The organism is Streptomyces genisteinicus, from assembly GCF_014489615.1.
GTDB lineage: Bacteria > Actinomycetota > Actinomycetes > Streptomycetales > Streptomycetaceae > Streptomyces > Streptomyces genisteinicus.
The window spans coordinates 4,032,334-4,045,636 of sequence record NZ_CP060825.1 but is presented as its reverse complement, the minus strand read 5'-3'; the positions used below and the strand labels follow the sequence as shown (position 1 = coordinate 4,045,636).

Annotated in this window: 14 protein-coding genes and 1 pseudogene; 7 read left to right on the top strand and 8 right to left on the bottom strand. The window is 72.5% G+C overall.

Translation table 11 applies throughout. The features are described from left to right. The 4 genes from IAG43_RS17590 to IAG43_RS17575 are packed head-to-tail and all read right to left on the bottom strand — an operon-like array spanning position 1 to position 2,568. Positions 1–975 carry an ABC transporter substrate-binding protein gene (locus tag IAG43_RS17590; RefSeq protein WP_187741678.1) on the bottom strand — a complete coding sequence of 325 codons (975 nt, stop codon included), beginning with the start codon at positions 973–975 and terminating at the stop codon, positions 1–3. Then, positions 975–1,181, bottom strand: coding sequence for a hypothetical protein (locus tag IAG43_RS17585; protein WP_187741677.1), 207 nt, complete (start codon positions 1,179–1,181; stop codon positions 975–977). The genes IAG43_RS17590 and IAG43_RS17585 overlap by 1 nt, the downstream gene beginning before the upstream one ends. Next, on the bottom strand, positions 1,178–1,870 hold the full coding sequence (locus tag IAG43_RS17580) for an ABC transporter permease (protein ID WP_187741676.1): 693 nt from the start codon (positions 1,868–1,870) through the stop codon (positions 1,178–1,180). Before IAG43_RS17580 ends, IAG43_RS17585 begins: the two co-directional genes overlap by 4 nt. After that, a complete protein-coding gene (locus tag IAG43_RS17575) occupies positions 1,870–2,568 on the bottom strand; it encodes an ABC transporter permease (RefSeq protein ID WP_187741675.1) in 699 nt (232 codons plus the stop codon). The genes IAG43_RS17580 and IAG43_RS17575 overlap by 1 nt, the downstream gene beginning before the upstream one ends. Before the next feature lie 145 nt (positions 2,569–2,713). Between IAG43_RS17575 and IAG43_RS17570 the strand changes: the two genes are divergently transcribed. The 7 genes and pseudogenes from IAG43_RS17570 to IAG43_RS17540 all read left to right on the top strand — a co-directional run bounded on the left by IAG43_RS17570 (position 2,714) and on the right by IAG43_RS17540 (position 8,546). Next, positions 2,714–3,916, top strand: a complete 1,203-nt coding sequence (locus IAG43_RS17570; protein WP_187741674.1) for an ABC transporter ATP-binding protein — start codon at positions 2,714–2,716, stop codon at positions 3,914–3,916. 398 nt (positions 3,917–4,314) lie between these two features. After that, positions 4,315–5,349, top strand: a pseudogene (locus tag IAG43_RS17565) (phosphatidylglycerol lysyltransferase domain-containing protein); the annotation flags it as partial. Positions 5,350–5,531: 182 nt separating this feature from the next. Then, positions 5,532–6,389, top strand: coding sequence for a dihydropteroate synthase (folP, locus tag IAG43_RS17560; RefSeq protein ID WP_187741672.1), 858 nt, complete (start codon positions 5,532–5,534; stop codon positions 6,387–6,389). After that, on the top strand, positions 6,386–6,832 hold the full coding sequence (locus IAG43_RS17555; protein WP_187741671.1) for a nuclear transport factor 2 family protein: 447 nt from the start codon (positions 6,386–6,388) through the stop codon (positions 6,830–6,832). The genes folP and IAG43_RS17555 overlap by 4 nt, the downstream gene beginning before the upstream one ends. A gap of 205 nt (positions 6,833–7,037) precedes the next feature. Then, positions 7,038–7,397: a dihydroneopterin aldolase gene (gene folB, locus IAG43_RS17550; protein WP_177149541.1), complete on the top strand. Its 360-nt coding sequence runs from the start codon at positions 7,038–7,040 to the stop codon at positions 7,395–7,397. Beyond that, on the top strand, positions 7,394–7,993 hold the full coding sequence (folK, locus tag IAG43_RS17545; protein ID WP_187741670.1) for a 2-amino-4-hydroxy-6-hydroxymethyldihydropteridine diphosphokinase: 600 nt from the start codon (positions 7,394–7,396) through the stop codon (positions 7,991–7,993). The genes folB and folK overlap by 4 nt, the downstream gene beginning before the upstream one ends. A 67-nt stretch (positions 7,994–8,060) precedes the next feature. Continuing rightward, positions 8,061–8,546: a DUF3180 domain-containing protein gene (locus tag IAG43_RS17540; RefSeq protein WP_187741669.1), complete on the top strand. Its 486-nt coding sequence runs from the start codon at positions 8,061–8,063 to the stop codon at positions 8,544–8,546. Between the two features lie 85 nt (positions 8,547–8,631). On the opposite strand, the gene folE is transcribed toward IAG43_RS17540, so the two are convergent. From folE to tilS, 4 genes are all read right to left on the bottom strand, one after another. Continuing rightward, complete coding sequence (gene folE / locus IAG43_RS17535) at positions 8,632–9,237, bottom strand: GTP cyclohydrolase I FolE (RefSeq protein WP_187741668.1); 606 nt, start codon at positions 9,235–9,237, stop codon at positions 8,632–8,634. A gap of 112 nt (positions 9,238–9,349) precedes the next feature. Next, positions 9,350–11,374 (bottom strand): ATP-dependent zinc metalloprotease FtsH, encoded by a 2,025-nt coding sequence (gene ftsH, locus IAG43_RS17530; RefSeq protein WP_187741667.1) that lies wholly within the window; start codon positions 11,372–11,374, stop codon positions 9,350–9,352. A gap of 188 nt (positions 11,375–11,562) precedes the next feature. Then, complete coding sequence (hpt, locus tag IAG43_RS17525) at positions 11,563–12,102, bottom strand: hypoxanthine phosphoribosyltransferase (protein WP_187744514.1); 540 nt, start codon at positions 12,100–12,102, stop codon at positions 11,563–11,565. 38 nt (positions 12,103–12,140) lie between these two features. Beyond that, positions 12,141–13,208 (bottom strand): tRNA lysidine(34) synthetase TilS, encoded by a 1,068-nt coding sequence (tilS, locus tag IAG43_RS17520; RefSeq protein ID WP_187741666.1) that lies wholly within the window; start codon positions 13,206–13,208, stop codon positions 12,141–12,143. Between the last annotated feature and the right edge of the window lie 95 nt (positions 13,209–13,303).

Below are 13,303 nucleotides of genomic sequence, written 5' to 3'. Positions count from 1 at the left end.
CTACCCGTCGATCAGGCCCTTGGCGCGGAGATAGTCGCCCGCGGCGTCCTGGGGCTTGGCGCGCTCGGCGTCCACCTTGCGGTTCAGCTCGGTGAGATCCTCGGTGCTCAGCACGTCGGTCAGCTTCGCCAGGGCGTCGGCGATCGCCTTGTCCCCGGCGTCCTTCGCATTGACGACCGGAAGGATGTTGTCGGCGTTCTGGAGCTTCTTGTCGTCCTCCAGGAGCACCAGGCCGAAGCTCTCCAGGGTGGCGTCGGTGGTGGTCGTCAGCACCAGCTGGTCCTCGCCGTCCTTCACGGCCTGCTTGGACTGCGGGGTGCCGACGCCCTTGGGGTCGATTCCGGCCACGTCGATGCCGTACGTCTTCTTGAGGCCGGGCGCGCAGAACGGGCGCACCTCGCACTCGTCTCCGGCGGCGATCTTCACCTTGATCTTCGCGCGGCCGAGATCGGACAGCGTGGTGAGCTTGTTCTTCTCGGCGAATTCGGCGGACACCGCGAAGGCGTTCTGGTCGACCGCCCGGCCCGCGGGAAGGATCTTCAGCCCGAGCGGTTCCGCGAGCGCGGTGAGTGCGGTGACGGTGGCTTCGACATCACTGGAGGCGACCGGCTTCTCCTCGGGGGCCTTCGCGCCGTTCACCTTCGCGTTGAGGAATTCGGCGAGCGTGGCCGCGTACTCCGGAATGATGTCTATCTCGCCCTTCTCCAGGGCGGGTTCGTACAGTTCCCGGTTCTTCACGGTGGTGACCGAGGTCGCGTAGCCGGCGTCGGCGAGCAGTTGCGAGTAGAGCTCGGCGAGCACCTTGGACTCGGTGAACGCGGCCGCCCCGATCACCAGCGAGCCCTTGCCGCCCGAGCCGCCGGACGCACCAGCTCCCTTCTCCTTCTCCAGGCTGTCACCGCCGCACGCGGCGAGGGAACCCGTGAGGGCCACCACACCGAGTACCGCTCCCGCGAGGCGCGAGGTCTTTCCCATCAGGTCTCCGTCCTGCGGCGGTCGCCGGCCGTCGTGGGCCCGGTCGTCCGCCGTGTCGTCGTGTCGCCGGTCGTGTCGTACGCGGTCGTGTCGTGGGCAGTCGGGTCGTAGGAGGTGGTGTCGTACGCCGTCGGGGCGGCGCGTGGCTTCCCCTGGCGCGCGGTGCCGGGAGCCGTCCCCGCCGGGGCTGCCGCGTGCCGGGTCACGAGGCGGCAGAGCGGCGGACCGCCGTCCGGCGCAGCGGGCTGAACAGCCGGTCGGCGGCGATCAGCACCGCCTCGACCAGCAGCGCCAGCAGCGCCGCCAGCAGCGCGCCGGCCACCACCTGGGGGGTGTCGTAGGTGTTGAAGCCGGCCGTGATGATCCTTCCCAGTCCGCCCTGCCCGACCATCGAGGCGATCGTGGCCGTGGCCACCACCTGCACGGCGGCCGACCTGATCCCCGTCATCAGCAGGGGGTAGGCCAGGGGCAGTTCGACGCGGGCGAAGACCTGGCCGCCCGACATGCCCATGCCCCGTGCGGCCTCCACGACCGAGCGGTCCACCTCGCGCATGCCGGTGTACGCGTTGGTCAGCAGCGGCGGTATCGCGAACAGCACCAGGGCGATCACCGTGGGCAGGTACCCGGCGCTGCGCAGCGGGGTGAGCATGAACAGCGCGAGCACGGCGAAGACCGGGATCGCGCGGCCCGCGTTGGAGATGTTGACGGCCAGGGCGCCGCCCCTGCCGATGTGCCCCAGCCACAGGGCCACGGGCAGGGCGATGGCGCAGGCGACGGCGAGCGAGACGCCGCTGACGTACACGTGCTCGGCGAGCCGGTGCCAGGCGCCGCTCGGGCCGGACCAGTTGGAGGCGGTCGTGAGCCAGGTCCACACGTCCGCGGGTACGCCGCCCATCAGCCGCCCGCCTCCGCCGACCGTGCCCTGGCCCAGGGGGTGAGCAGCCGCTGGGCGCCGAGCAGCAGCAGGTCGGCCACCGCCGCGAGCAGCACGCACAGCACCGAGGCGGTCAGCACCTGGGCCTTGAAGGTCGTCTGCACCCCGTCGTCGATGAGGTTGCCCAGACCTCCCTTGCCGACCAGCGCGCCCACGGTCGTCAGCGCCACCGTGGAGACGGTGGCGATGCGCAGCCCGGCCATCAGCGCGGGCAGCGCCAGCGGGAGTTCCACCTCGCACAGCAGGCGCAGCGGCCCGTACCCCATGCCGCGGGCCGCCTCGCGGACCTCGTCCGGCACGGCCTGGAGTCCGGCGAGGATGTTCCGTACGAGGATGGTGAGGGAGTAGAGCACCAGACCGGTCACGACGAGTGCGGCGGACAGCCCGAAGACCGGCAGCAGCAGCGAGAACATGGCGAGCGACGGGATCGTGTAGAGCAGCGTCGTCAGGCCGAGCACCGGACCCGCGAACCGCGGCCTGGCCCGCACCAGCAGCGCCAGCGGCAGGGCGACGGCCAGTCCGATCAGGACCGACGCCGCGGTGATCCAGACGTGCTGGACCGTCGCGTCGGCCAGTTCCCCGCTGCGGCTGCGCAGGTACTCGCCGCATATCCAGTCGTTCGCCACGAGACAGCCGCTCGCGGCACGCTCCCCTGTCATCACCTCTCACCTCCCCCGCGAACGCCGTGCACATGTCTGACGATCGGTGACCGTGACGACCCTAACCCCGGCCTCCGACAATCGCCGAGGACCGCCACAGTGCAGCAACATGGCCTTCACACACCCGCCGTCACAATGGGGAGCCATGATCCGTTTCGAGAACGTCACCAAGCGGTACGCGGACGGCACCGTCGCAGTGGACGACCTGACCTTCGAGGTCGCCGAGGGTGAGCTGGTCACACTGGTCGGCCCGTCGGGCTGCGGCAAGACGACCACCATGAAGATGGTCAACCGCCTGACGGAACCGACCTCCGGCCGCATATACGTGGACGGGTCGGACATCTCCGAAGTGGACCCGGTCCAGCTCCGCCGGCGCATCGGCTACGTGATCCAGCAGGTCGGCCTCTTCCCGCACAAGACGGTTCTCGACAACACCGCCACCGTCCCCCACCTGCTCGGGGCGGGGCGGGCGAAGGCCCGCGCCCGCGCCGCCGAACTCCTCGAACTCGTCGGCCTCGACCCCTCCGTCCACGGCGGCCGCTACCCGGACCAGCTCTCCGGAGGTCAGCGGCAGCGCGTCGGCGTCGCCCGCGCGCTCGCGGCGGATCCGCCGGTGCTGCTGATGGACGAGCCGTTCGGCGCGGTCGACCCCGTCGTCCGCGAGCGCCTGCAGAACGAGTTCCTCAGACTCCAGTCGCAGGTGCGCAAGACGATCCTGTTCGTCACCCACGACATCGAGGAGGCGGTGCGCCTCGGCGACCGCATCGCGGTCTACGGCGAGGGCAGGATCGAACAGTTCGACGCCCCGGCCGCCGTGCTCGGGGCGCCCGCCAACGAGTACGTCGCCGACTTCGTCGGCGCCGACCGGGGCCTGAAGCGGCTCGGCGTCACGCCCATCGAGGAGGGCGACCTCGAACAGCCGCCGGTGGTGCACCTCGACGACCCGCTGCCGCGCCCGGTCGACGCGCGCTGGGCGGTCGTCCTCGACGCGCAGGAGCGGCTGCACGGCTGGATCTCGGCCGAGCACGCCCGGGGCACGGGCACGGTCCGCGACCACGCGCGCCGCATGGAGGCGCGGCTGCCGGTGGGCGCGTCGCTGAAGCAGGCGTTCGCCACCATGCTCCAGCACGACGCCGGATGGATCGCGGTGACCGACGAGGCCGGCCGCGGCGACTTCCTCGGCGTACTGACCCCGGGCGGGCTGCACGAGGCACTGCGCCGCTCCATCGACGCGGACGCGCACGAGGTGGCGCGCGCGGAGGTGGCCCTGGAGTCCGTCGCGACGGCCGCCCGCACCGCCCCCGCCGGGAAGAGCCGGGCCGCCGACGACCCCTCCGGGCGGGACTGACGGGACCCACCGCGGAGCGACACCTCCGGGCCGGGCCCACCCGTCACACCGCCGACGCCCCCGGACCACGGGCCGCGCTCGCCGGGCCGCACCCGCCCCGGACACCGGCCACCCCACCGGCCGGACCGGCCCAACCGCCCCCGGCCCAACCGGGCCACGCCCCGGACACCGGACGCGGGCCACGGGCCACGGGCCACGGGCAACCGTGCCGCACCCCGCCGGGAGGTCCCGGCGGCGGCGCACCGCGCCCTTCGCGGTGGCACCCCGCCGAGCGCGGAGAATTCCGCCGTTCCGGATGAACCGGCTCCGGCCGGGCTCCGTCCTAGAGATCGCCAGCCGCCCCGGGCCGGCCGATCCGAGGTCCGGGCGCCCAGACCGAGCCGGAGTCACGAGAAGCGATGTCTGCAACGGTGGACGGGGACGCCTCGCCCTCGGACAGGATGCGCGCGGTACGGCGCCGGATGCCGCGCGGCCCGCGCACCGGGGCGGTCCCCGGCCCGGCCGGTGCCGCCTGCACGGCTGTCGGTCTGCTCGGCGTCGCCGCCGCCGTCCTCCCCCGCGACCGGGACCTGCACGTGCTCGCGTGGGAACCGCCCGGCGCCGCCGTGCCGTTCGCCGCGGCCGTGTCGCTCGGCGCGGGCGTCCTGCTGCTGCTCCTCGCCCCGGGCGTCCGGCGCGGCAGGCGGCATTCCTGGCGGGCGGCGGTCGCCGTGCTGCCGGCCGGGGCGGCCGCCCAGTTCGTGTACCGCCACTCCGAGGTGCTGCTCGCCCTGTCGCTCGCGCTGCTGTGGCTGCTGGTGCGCCACCGCGGCGGGTTCCGCGCGCCGGCCGGACCGCTGGACCGCTGGCGCGCCCCGGCCCACTTCGTGTCCATGGGCGCGGGCTCGCTCGCCCTCGGGCTGGTGATCGTCGGCGCCCATCCGCGGGCGGTGGTCGGCAGCCCTGGCCTGACCGACCGTCTCGAACACGTCATGTACGGCCTGTTCGGTGCCGCCGGGCCGGTCGTCTACACCGGGGCCGCGGGCCGGACCGTGGCGTACTCGCTCGCCGTGCTCGGCCTGCTGACCGCCGTCACCACCGTCCACCTGGCCGTCCGCCCCGGGCGCCCGGCCGGCCGCGACGCCCCGGACGACGTGGAGCGGCTGCGCTCCCTGCTGCGGGCGCAGGGCGGCCACGACCGGGTCGGGCGCTGCGCGCTGCGCCGGGACACCGGGGTCGTGTTCTCCCCCAGCGGCCGGGCCGCCGTCCGCTACCGGGTGGTCTCCGGGGTGATGCTGGCCGGCGGCGACCCCGTCGGGGACGTGGAGGCGTGGCCCGGCGCCATCGAGCGCTTCATGGACGTGGCACGGGACCGTTCCTGGACTCCGGCGGTGACCGGCTGCTCCGCGACCGGGAGCGCGGTGTGGACACGGGAGACCGGGCTGCACCCGCTGGGCCCGGCGCGGCCCGCCGGGCCCGCCGGGCCCGCCGGGCCCGCCGCAGGACCGTCCGCGCGCGGGGCCGGCACCGTCTGAACGCCCGGCGGCCCCCAGGGCATGTCGCGAAACTCCCTCCCGGCCTGCGGCGCCCTCCGGGCGGACGGAGCTGCCTTCGCCACACGCCCTAGGCTGGAGACATGAACAGCATGAGCGGACGGGGCAGTGCCGACGGCCTGCCGGAGTGGGACCGCTGCGCGGTCATGGGCGTGGTCAACGTGACGCCCGACTCCTTCTCCGACGGCGGCCGCTGGTTCGACACCTCCGCCGCCGTGAAGCGGGGCCTCGACCTGGTGGCCCAGGGCGCCGACCTCGTGGACGTCGGCGGCGAGTCGACCCGCCCCGGCGCCTCCCGGGTCGACGAGGAGGAGGAGCTGCGCCGGGTCGTCCCCGTGGTGCGCCGCCTCGCCGCCGAGGGCGTCGTCGTCTCGGTCGACACCATGCGCGCGTCCGTCGCCGAGCAGGCCGTCGCCGCCGGCGCCGTGCTGGTCAACGATGTCAGCGGCGGTCTGGCCGACCCCCGGATGGTCCCCGTGGTGGCCGCCACGGGGGCGCCGTTCGTCGTCATGCACTGGCGCGGCTTCAGCGAGGACATGAACAGCAGGGCGGTCTACGGCGACGTGGTCGCCGAGGTCGTCGACGAGATCAGCGCGCGGATGGAGGCCGTCGTCGAGGGCGGCATCGCCCCGGAGCGGCTGGTCGTCGACCCCGGTCTCGGCTTCGCCAAGGCGGCGGAGCACGACCTCGCCCTCCTCGCCGGCATCGGCCGGCTGCGCGCGCTGGGCCGGCCCGTGCTCGTCGCCGCCTCCCGCAAGCGGTTCCTCGGCCACGTCCTGGCCCGGGAGGGCACTCCGCCGCCGGCCAGGGAGCGGGACGCGGCGACCGCCGCTGTCTCCGCCATCGCGGCCCACGACGGCGCCTGGGCCGTGCGGGTGCACGAGGTGCGGGCCACCGCGGACGCCGTGCGGGTCGCCCGCGCCGTCGAGGGAGCCAGGTGAGCGCCGCGGACGCCGAAGAGGTCGAGAAGGCGAACACCGCGTTCTACGAGGCCATGGAGCAGGGCGACTTCGAGGGCCTCTCCGAGCTGTGGCTGGACGAGGACATCTCCTGCGTGCACCCCGGCTGGCCGGTGCTGTCCGGGCGCGGCGAGGTGCTGCGCTCGTACGCGCTGATCATGGCCAACACCGAGTACATCCAGTTCTTCCTCACCGACGTGAAGGCCGCCGTGGCCGGTGACACCGCCGTCGTGACGTGCACGGAGAACATCCTCAGCGGAGGGCCGGCGGAGGAGTCCGGCGAGCTGGGGCCGCTGGTGGGCCAGCTGGTCGTGGCCACCAACGTGTTCCGCCGCACGCCGGAAGGCTGGCGGATCTGGTCGCACCACGGTTCGCCCGTGCTGACGGAATCGGACGAAGAGGACGACGAGGACAGCCCGTCGTGAGCCGCTCGTAAGGGGGTATGCCCCTGTCAGGGAGGTTCATCCGGACCCCTCCCGGGTATACGCGGCTACCCGGCCCGCGAGGACCTGCCAAGGCCCCCGCGGGCGAAGGCCGTCGGTGCCCGCAGGTAGATTCGCGTGCGGGTACCGCGCCACCCGCACGTGGCGGAGCCCGTTTCCGCCAGTAAAGAAAGCAGGAGTGATTCGCGTGGATCGTGTCGCGCTGCGCGGCCTCAAGGCCCGCGGGCACCATGGCGTCTTCCCCCGGGAGCGGGAGGAGGGCCAGACGTTCATCGTCGATCTGGTGCTGGGCCTGGACACCCGCCCGGCGGCGGCCGACGACGACCTGGCGAAGACCGTGCACTACGGCGTGGTGGCGGAGGAGGTCGTCGCGGTCGTCGAGGGCGAACCGGTCGACCTGATCGAGACGCTGGCCGAGCGCATCGCCCAGCAGTGCCTGAAACACGACGGTGTCGAAGAGGTGGAAGTGGTGGTGCACAAGCCGGACGCACCGATCACGGTGCCCTTCGACGACGTGACCATCACGATCACCCGGAGCCGAGTATGAAGCAGGCAGCCAGCGACCCGACCGTGCAGCCGGTTCCCACGTCCGTGGTGGAGCAGGTGGACGCGGCCGACATCACGTTGTCCAACCCCAAGTACGCCGTCATCTCCCTCGGCTCGAACCTGGGCAACCGCCTGGAGACCCTCCAGGGCGCCGTCGACGCCCTGGAGGACACCCCCGGCCTGCGGGTCAAGGCGGTCTCCCCGGTGTACGAGACGGAGCCCTGGGGGGTGGAGCCCGGCAGCCAGCCGTCGTACTTCAACGCCGTCGTGGTGATCAAGACGACCCTGCCGCCGTCCTCCCTGCTGGAGCGCGGCCAGGCCATCGAGGAGGCGTTCGAGCGCGTCCGCGAGGAGCGCTGGGGGCCGCGCACCATCGACGTCGACATCGTCGCGTACGCGGACGTCGTGTCGGACGACCCCGCGCTCACCCTCCCGCACCCGCGGGCGCACCAGCGCGCCTTCGTGCTCGCCCCCTGGCACGACGTCCAGCCCGAGGCGCAGCTCCCGGGCCGCGGACCGGTCTCCGAGCTGCTGGCCGGGGTCGGCGTGGACGGCGTGCAGCCCCGTTCCGACCTGGAACTGCGCCTGCCCGAGTAGTCGTTAGGCTCGTACGGGACGATCCGTGCGGCGGCGCACGGCAGGACGGCGAAGGGCGGCTGGCTCGGTGAAGCAACTACGGCTCGGTGTACTGGGCGGTGTCTTCGCCGTGGCCGGAGTGCTGTCCTGGGGCGCCGCCCGTCTGTGGGACTCGCTCGGCACGCTCCCCAGCGTGCCGCTCGCCGCGCCGATCGTGCTGGCGGTGATCGCCGCCGTGCTGGCGGCGACGGCGCTGTCGCTGCGCAACCGGCTGAAGGCCCAGCGGGAGCGCCGCCCCGGCGCGAAGGGCGTGGAGCCGATGATGGCCGCCCGTGCGGTGGTCTTCGGCCAGGCCAGCGCGCTCGTCGCGGCGCTGGTCAGCGGGATGTACGGCGGCACCGGAGTCTTCCTGCTCGGCCAGCTCGACGTCCCCGCCCGGCGGGACCAGGCGATCTACGCCGGCTTCGCGGTCGTCGCGGGCATCGCGGTGATCGCGGCCGCCTTCTGGCTGGAGCGGGTCTGCCGGCTCCCCGAGGACGGCGACGAGGACGACACGGCGGCCCGCGCGGCCTGAGGCGCGGCCGGGGCCCCTGCGGCCCGGACGAAGCGACCCGGAGGGGGCGCCGCTGCTGCGGCGCCCCCTCCGGGTCCGTGGCGCGTCAGCGCGCCATGATCAGGCTCATCGCCTCGTTGCGGGTGGCCACGTCCCGCAGCTGGCCGCGGACGGCCGAGGTGATCGTCTTCGCCCCGGGCTTGCGGATGCCGCGCATGGACATGCACATGTGCTCGCACTCGACGACCACGATCACCCCGCGCGGCTCCAGGATCTTCATCAGGGAGTCGGCTATCTGCGTGGTCATGCGCTCCTGCACCTGGGGGCGGCGGGCGTAGACGTCGACCAGGCGGGCCAGCTTGGACAGGCCGGTGATCTTGCCGGTGACCGACGGGATGTAGCCGACGTGGGCGACCCCGCGGAACGGCACGAGGTGGTGCTCGCAGGTGCTGTACACCTCGATGTCCTTCACCAGCACCATCTCGTCGTGGCCCAGGTCGAAGGTGGTGGTCAGCACGTCCTCCGGCTGCTGGCGCAGCCCGGCGAAGATCTCCTTGTACGCGCGCGCCACCCGGGCGGGGGTCTCCAGGAGCCCCTCGCGGTCCGGGTCCTCCCCCACGGCCAGCAGCAGCTCGCGCACGGCGTTCTCCGCCCGCTTCTCGTCGAACTCGGCGATCCTGCCTTCGCCGCTCAGCGTCACCGGGTCGGTCATCTGTGCCTCGTTCCTGTGTGCTCTGGCCGCGGACATACGAAAACGCCGCGTCCCCCAGGCTAAAACCTGGGGGACGCGGCATGCATTCCGGGGCTGTGGCGAGGCGGGTGCCTCAGGCCTCGGGGCGTTCCTCGGTGACGGGCTCGGCCGGCGCCTTGGTGATGTCGGCCACCGTGGGCGCCGTGCCGTTCGCCGCGCCGTTGGTGAGTGCCAGCTCCTTGGGGGAGAGCACCGGCGGGCGGGTGGAGGGGGTGCGGCGGGAGGAGCCGGTCCACGCGGGGCGGGCCGGGCGCTTGACGATCGGCGCGAAGATCTCGGCGATCTCCTCCTTGCCCAGCGTCTCCTTCTCCAGGAGCTGGAGGACCAGGTTGTCCAGGACGTCCCGGTTCTCGACGAGAATCTCCCACGCCTCGTTGTGCGCGGTCTCGATCAGCTTCTTGACCTCGTCGTCGACGAGCGCGGCGATCTCTTCCGAGTAGTCGCGCTGGTGCGCCATCTCGCGGCCGAGGAACGGCTCGGAGTTGTCGCCGCCGAACTTGATCGCGCCCAGCCGCTCGGTCATGCCGTACTGGGTGACCATCGCGCGGGCCGTGGCCGTCGCCTTCTCGATGTCGTTCGCCGCGCCGGTGGTCGGGTCGTGGAAGACGAGCTCCTCCGCGGCCCGGCCGCCCAGCATGTAGGCGAGCTGGTCGAGCATCTCGTTGCGCGTGGTCGAGTACTTGTCCTCGTCCGGGAGCACCATCGTGTACCCGAGCGCGCGGCCGCGGGACAGAATCGTGATCTTGTGGACGGGGTCGGAGTTGGGCGACGCCGCGGCCACCAGGGCGTGTCCGCCCTCGTGGTACGCGGTGATCTTCTTCTCCTTGTCCGACATGATCCGGGTCCGCTTCTGCGGGCCCGCGACCACGCGGTCGATCGCCTCGTCCAGCGAGTGGTTGTCGATCAGCTTCTTGTCACTGCGCGCCGTGAGGAGCGCCGCTTCGTTCAGCACGTTCGACAGGTCGGCACCGGTGAAGCCGGGGGTCCGGCGGGCGACGGCGCCGAGGTCGACGTCCGGGGCGACCGGCTTGCCCTTCTGGTGGACCTTGAGGATCTCCAGACGGCCCTGCATGTCCGGACGGTCGACGGCGATCTGCCGGTCGAAGCGGCCGGGACGCAGCAGCGCCGGGTCGAGGATGTCGGGCCGGTTGGTGGCGGCGATCAGGATGACGCCGCCCTTCACGTCGAAGCCGTCCATCTCGACGAGGAGCTGGTTGAGCGTCTGCTCGCGCTCGTCGTGACCGCCGCCGAGACCCGCACCGCGGTGCCGGCCGACGGCGTCGATCTCGTCGACGAAGACGATGGCCGGGGCGTTCGCCTTGGCCTGCTCGAAGAGGTCCCGGACCCGGGAGGCGCCGACGCCGACGAACATCTCGACGAAGTCGGAACCGGAGATCGAGTAGAACGGGACGCCGGCCTCGCCCGCGACGGCGCGGGCCAGCAGGGTCTTGCCGGTGCCGGGCGGGCCGTACAGCAGCACGCCCTTGGGGATCTTGGCACCGACGGCCTGGAACTTGGCCGGTTCCTGGAGGAACTCCTTGATCTCGTGGAGCTCCTCGACGGCCTCGTCGGACCCCGCCACGTCGGCGAAGGTCGTCTTGGGGGTGTCCTTGGTGATGAGCTTGGCCTTGGACTTCCCGAAGTTCATGACCCGGGAGCCGCCGCCCTGCATCTGGTTCATCAGGAACAGGAACACCACGACGATGAGGACGAAGGGCAGGAGCGAGAGGAGCACCGAGACGAACGGGCTCTGCTTCGACGGCGAGACCGTGTAGCCCTTCTCGATCTCACCCGCCTCGAACTTCTCCTGCAGCTTGTCGGCGAGATCGACGCCCTGGGAGCCGATGTAGCTGGCCTGCACCTTGGTGCCGCCGTCTACCTTCTGGCCCTCCTTGAGCTCGATCTTGATGATCTGCTCGTCGCCGGTGGTCAGCTTGGCCTGCTTGACCTGGTTCCTGTCGATCGCCTGGACCACCTGGCCGGTGTCCACCGTCTTGTAGCCGCCGGACGAGCCGACGACCTGCATCAGCACGACCACGGCGAGGACGGCCAGCACGATCCACATGACCGGCCCACGGAAGTATCGCTTCACGTCCATCCATACGGGGCGAGAACGCCCCGTCCCTCCTGCCCGTAGGTAAATGCCGCTGTGTGGGACTTGCTATGAGACTGCTATGGGAAAAGACAACTGTTCCAGGGACGGTACCCCAGCATTGTCACGGGCGACCGCCTTCCCTTGCTCCAACGGCGGAAAGGCGGGCTGGGTTCCCCAGCGTGCCCGTGGGCTCAGCCCCCGTAGACGTGCGGCGCGAGCGTGCCGACGAACGGGAGGTTGCGGTACTTCTCGGCGTAGTCGAGGCCGTAGCCGACGACGAACTCGTTGGGGATGTCGAAGCCGATCCACTTCACGTCGATCGCGACCTTCGCCGCGTCCGGCTTGCGGAGCAGCGTGCAGACCTCCAGGGAGGCCGGCTCGCGCGAGCCGAGGTTGGTGAGCAGCCACGACAGGGTCAGACCCGAGTCGATGATGTCCTCGACGATCAGGACGTGACGGCCCTTGATGTCGGTGTCGAGGTCCTTGAGGATCCGCACGACGCCCGACGACTGGGTGCCGGCGCCGTAGGAGGACACCGCCATCCAGTCCATGGTGACGGGGGTGGCGAGCGCACGCGCCAGGTCAGCCATCACCATCACGGCGCCCTTGAGGACTCCGACGATGAGCAGGTCCTTGCCCGCGTACTCCGCATCGATCCTGGCCGCCAGCTCGGCGAGCTTCGCGTCGATCTCTTCCTTGGTGATGAGCACCGACTGGAGGTCGCTGCCCATGTCCTTCTCGTTCACCCGCGTCGCTTTCTCTCGGCGGTTCAGCCTTGCCGAATGACCAGTCTGCCACCCTGCCGACGCGCCTGAACCCGGCCGGGCAGATTGATGGCCCCCTGACCGCGCCATCCGGTGATCAGCCGGTCCACCTCCTCCACATGGCGTGCGAAGAGCGACCCGGCCGGTGAGCCGGCGTCGATGGCGGCCCTGCGCAGCACGCGGCGGCGCACGGCGGGCGGCAGCGAGAACAGCTTCGCGCACTCCAGCTCGCCGCTGTCGTCGCGCACGTCGGCGGCGGCGTCGGCGGCCCAGCTGTCGAGCGCGTCCGCGTCGTCGCGGGACAGCTGGGCGGTGCGCGCGAGGGCCTCGACGACGCCCTTGCCGAGCGCCTTCTCCAGGGCGGGCAGGCCCTCGTGGCGCAGCCGGGACCGGGTGTAGGCCGGATCCGCGTTGTGCGGGTCGTCCCAGACGGGCAGCGACTGGACCAGACACGCCTTGCGGGCCGTCTGCCGGTCGAGCTGGAGGAAGGGGCGGCGGTAACGGCCGGCCGCCCCCGAGACGGCGGCCATGCCCGACAGCGAGCGGATGCCGGAGCCGCGGGCGAGGCCGAGGAGCACGGTCTCGGCCTGGTCGTCGCGGGTGTGCCCGAGCAGGACGGCCGACGCGCCGAGCCGCTCGGCGGCCTCGTCGAGGGCCGCGTAGCGGGCGTCGCGGGCGGCGGCCTCGGGTCCGCCGGCGCGGCCGACGCGCACCGTGACGGCTTCGACGGGGTCGAGCTCCATGGCGGCGAGACGTCCGGCGACCTCGGCGGCGCGCTCGGCGGAGCCGTCCTGGAGGCCGTGGTCGACGGTGATGCCGCCGGCGCGGACGGAGAGTCTGGGGGCCTCGAAGGCGAGGGCGGAGGCGAGCGCCATGGAGTCGGCGCCGCCGGAACAGGCGACGAGCACGAGCGGCGCGCGGTGATCCGTCGCGACGCCGCCGGACGCGGCGCGGGCCGGCGAGGCGGCCGCGAGCGCGGCGCCGCCGGAGTGCACGGCGTGCTGGGTGAGGACTTCGTGGAGGACGCGGCGGACCGCCAGGCGTATCGCCGCGACCGCAGGATGGGGACCCATGTCCGGTTCCCTTCGTGGAGATTCGGGAGGGGGTGGCTCGGATGCCGTCGAGGGCGGCCCAGGGGCCGGCCGCCCCCGGGGCGGTCACTCAGAGT

Excerpts from the sequence above, each read along its gene's own strand:
- IAG43_RS17590 (WP_187741678.1), bottom strand. The coding sequence starts at position 975 with ATGGGAAAGACCTCGCGCCTCGCGGGAGCGGTACTCGGTGTGGTGGCC.
- IAG43_RS17580 (WP_187741676.1), bottom strand. The coding sequence starts at position 1,870 with ATGGGCGGCGTACCCGCGGACGTGTGGACCTGGCTCACGACCGCCTCC.
- IAG43_RS17575 (WP_187741675.1), bottom strand. The coding sequence starts at position 2,568 with ATGACAGGGGAGCGTGCCGCGAGCGGCTGTCTCGTGGCGAACGACTGG.
- IAG43_RS17570 (WP_187741674.1), top strand. The coding sequence starts at position 2,714 with ATGATCCGTTTCGAGAACGTCACCAAGCGGTACGCGGACGGCACCGTC.
- folP (WP_187741672.1), top strand. The coding sequence starts at position 5,532 with ATGAACAGCATGAGCGGACGGGGCAGTGCCGACGGCCTGCCGGAGTGG.
- folK (WP_187741670.1), top strand. The coding sequence starts at position 7,394 with ATGAAGCAGGCAGCCAGCGACCCGACCGTGCAGCCGGTTCCCACGTCC.
- folE (WP_187741668.1), bottom strand. The coding sequence starts at position 9,237 with ATGACCGACCCGGTGACGCTGAGCGGCGAAGGCAGGATCGCCGAGTTC.
- ftsH (WP_187741667.1), bottom strand. The coding sequence starts at position 11,374 with ATGGACGTGAAGCGATACTTCCGTGGGCCGGTCATGTGGATCGTGCTG.
- hpt (WP_187744514.1), bottom strand. The coding sequence starts at position 12,102 with ATGGGCAGCGACCTCCAGTCGGTGCTCATCACCAAGGAAGAGATCGAC.
- tilS (WP_187741666.1), bottom strand. The coding sequence starts at position 13,208 with ATGGGTCCCCATCCTGCGGTCGCGGCGATACGCCTGGCGGTCCGCCGC.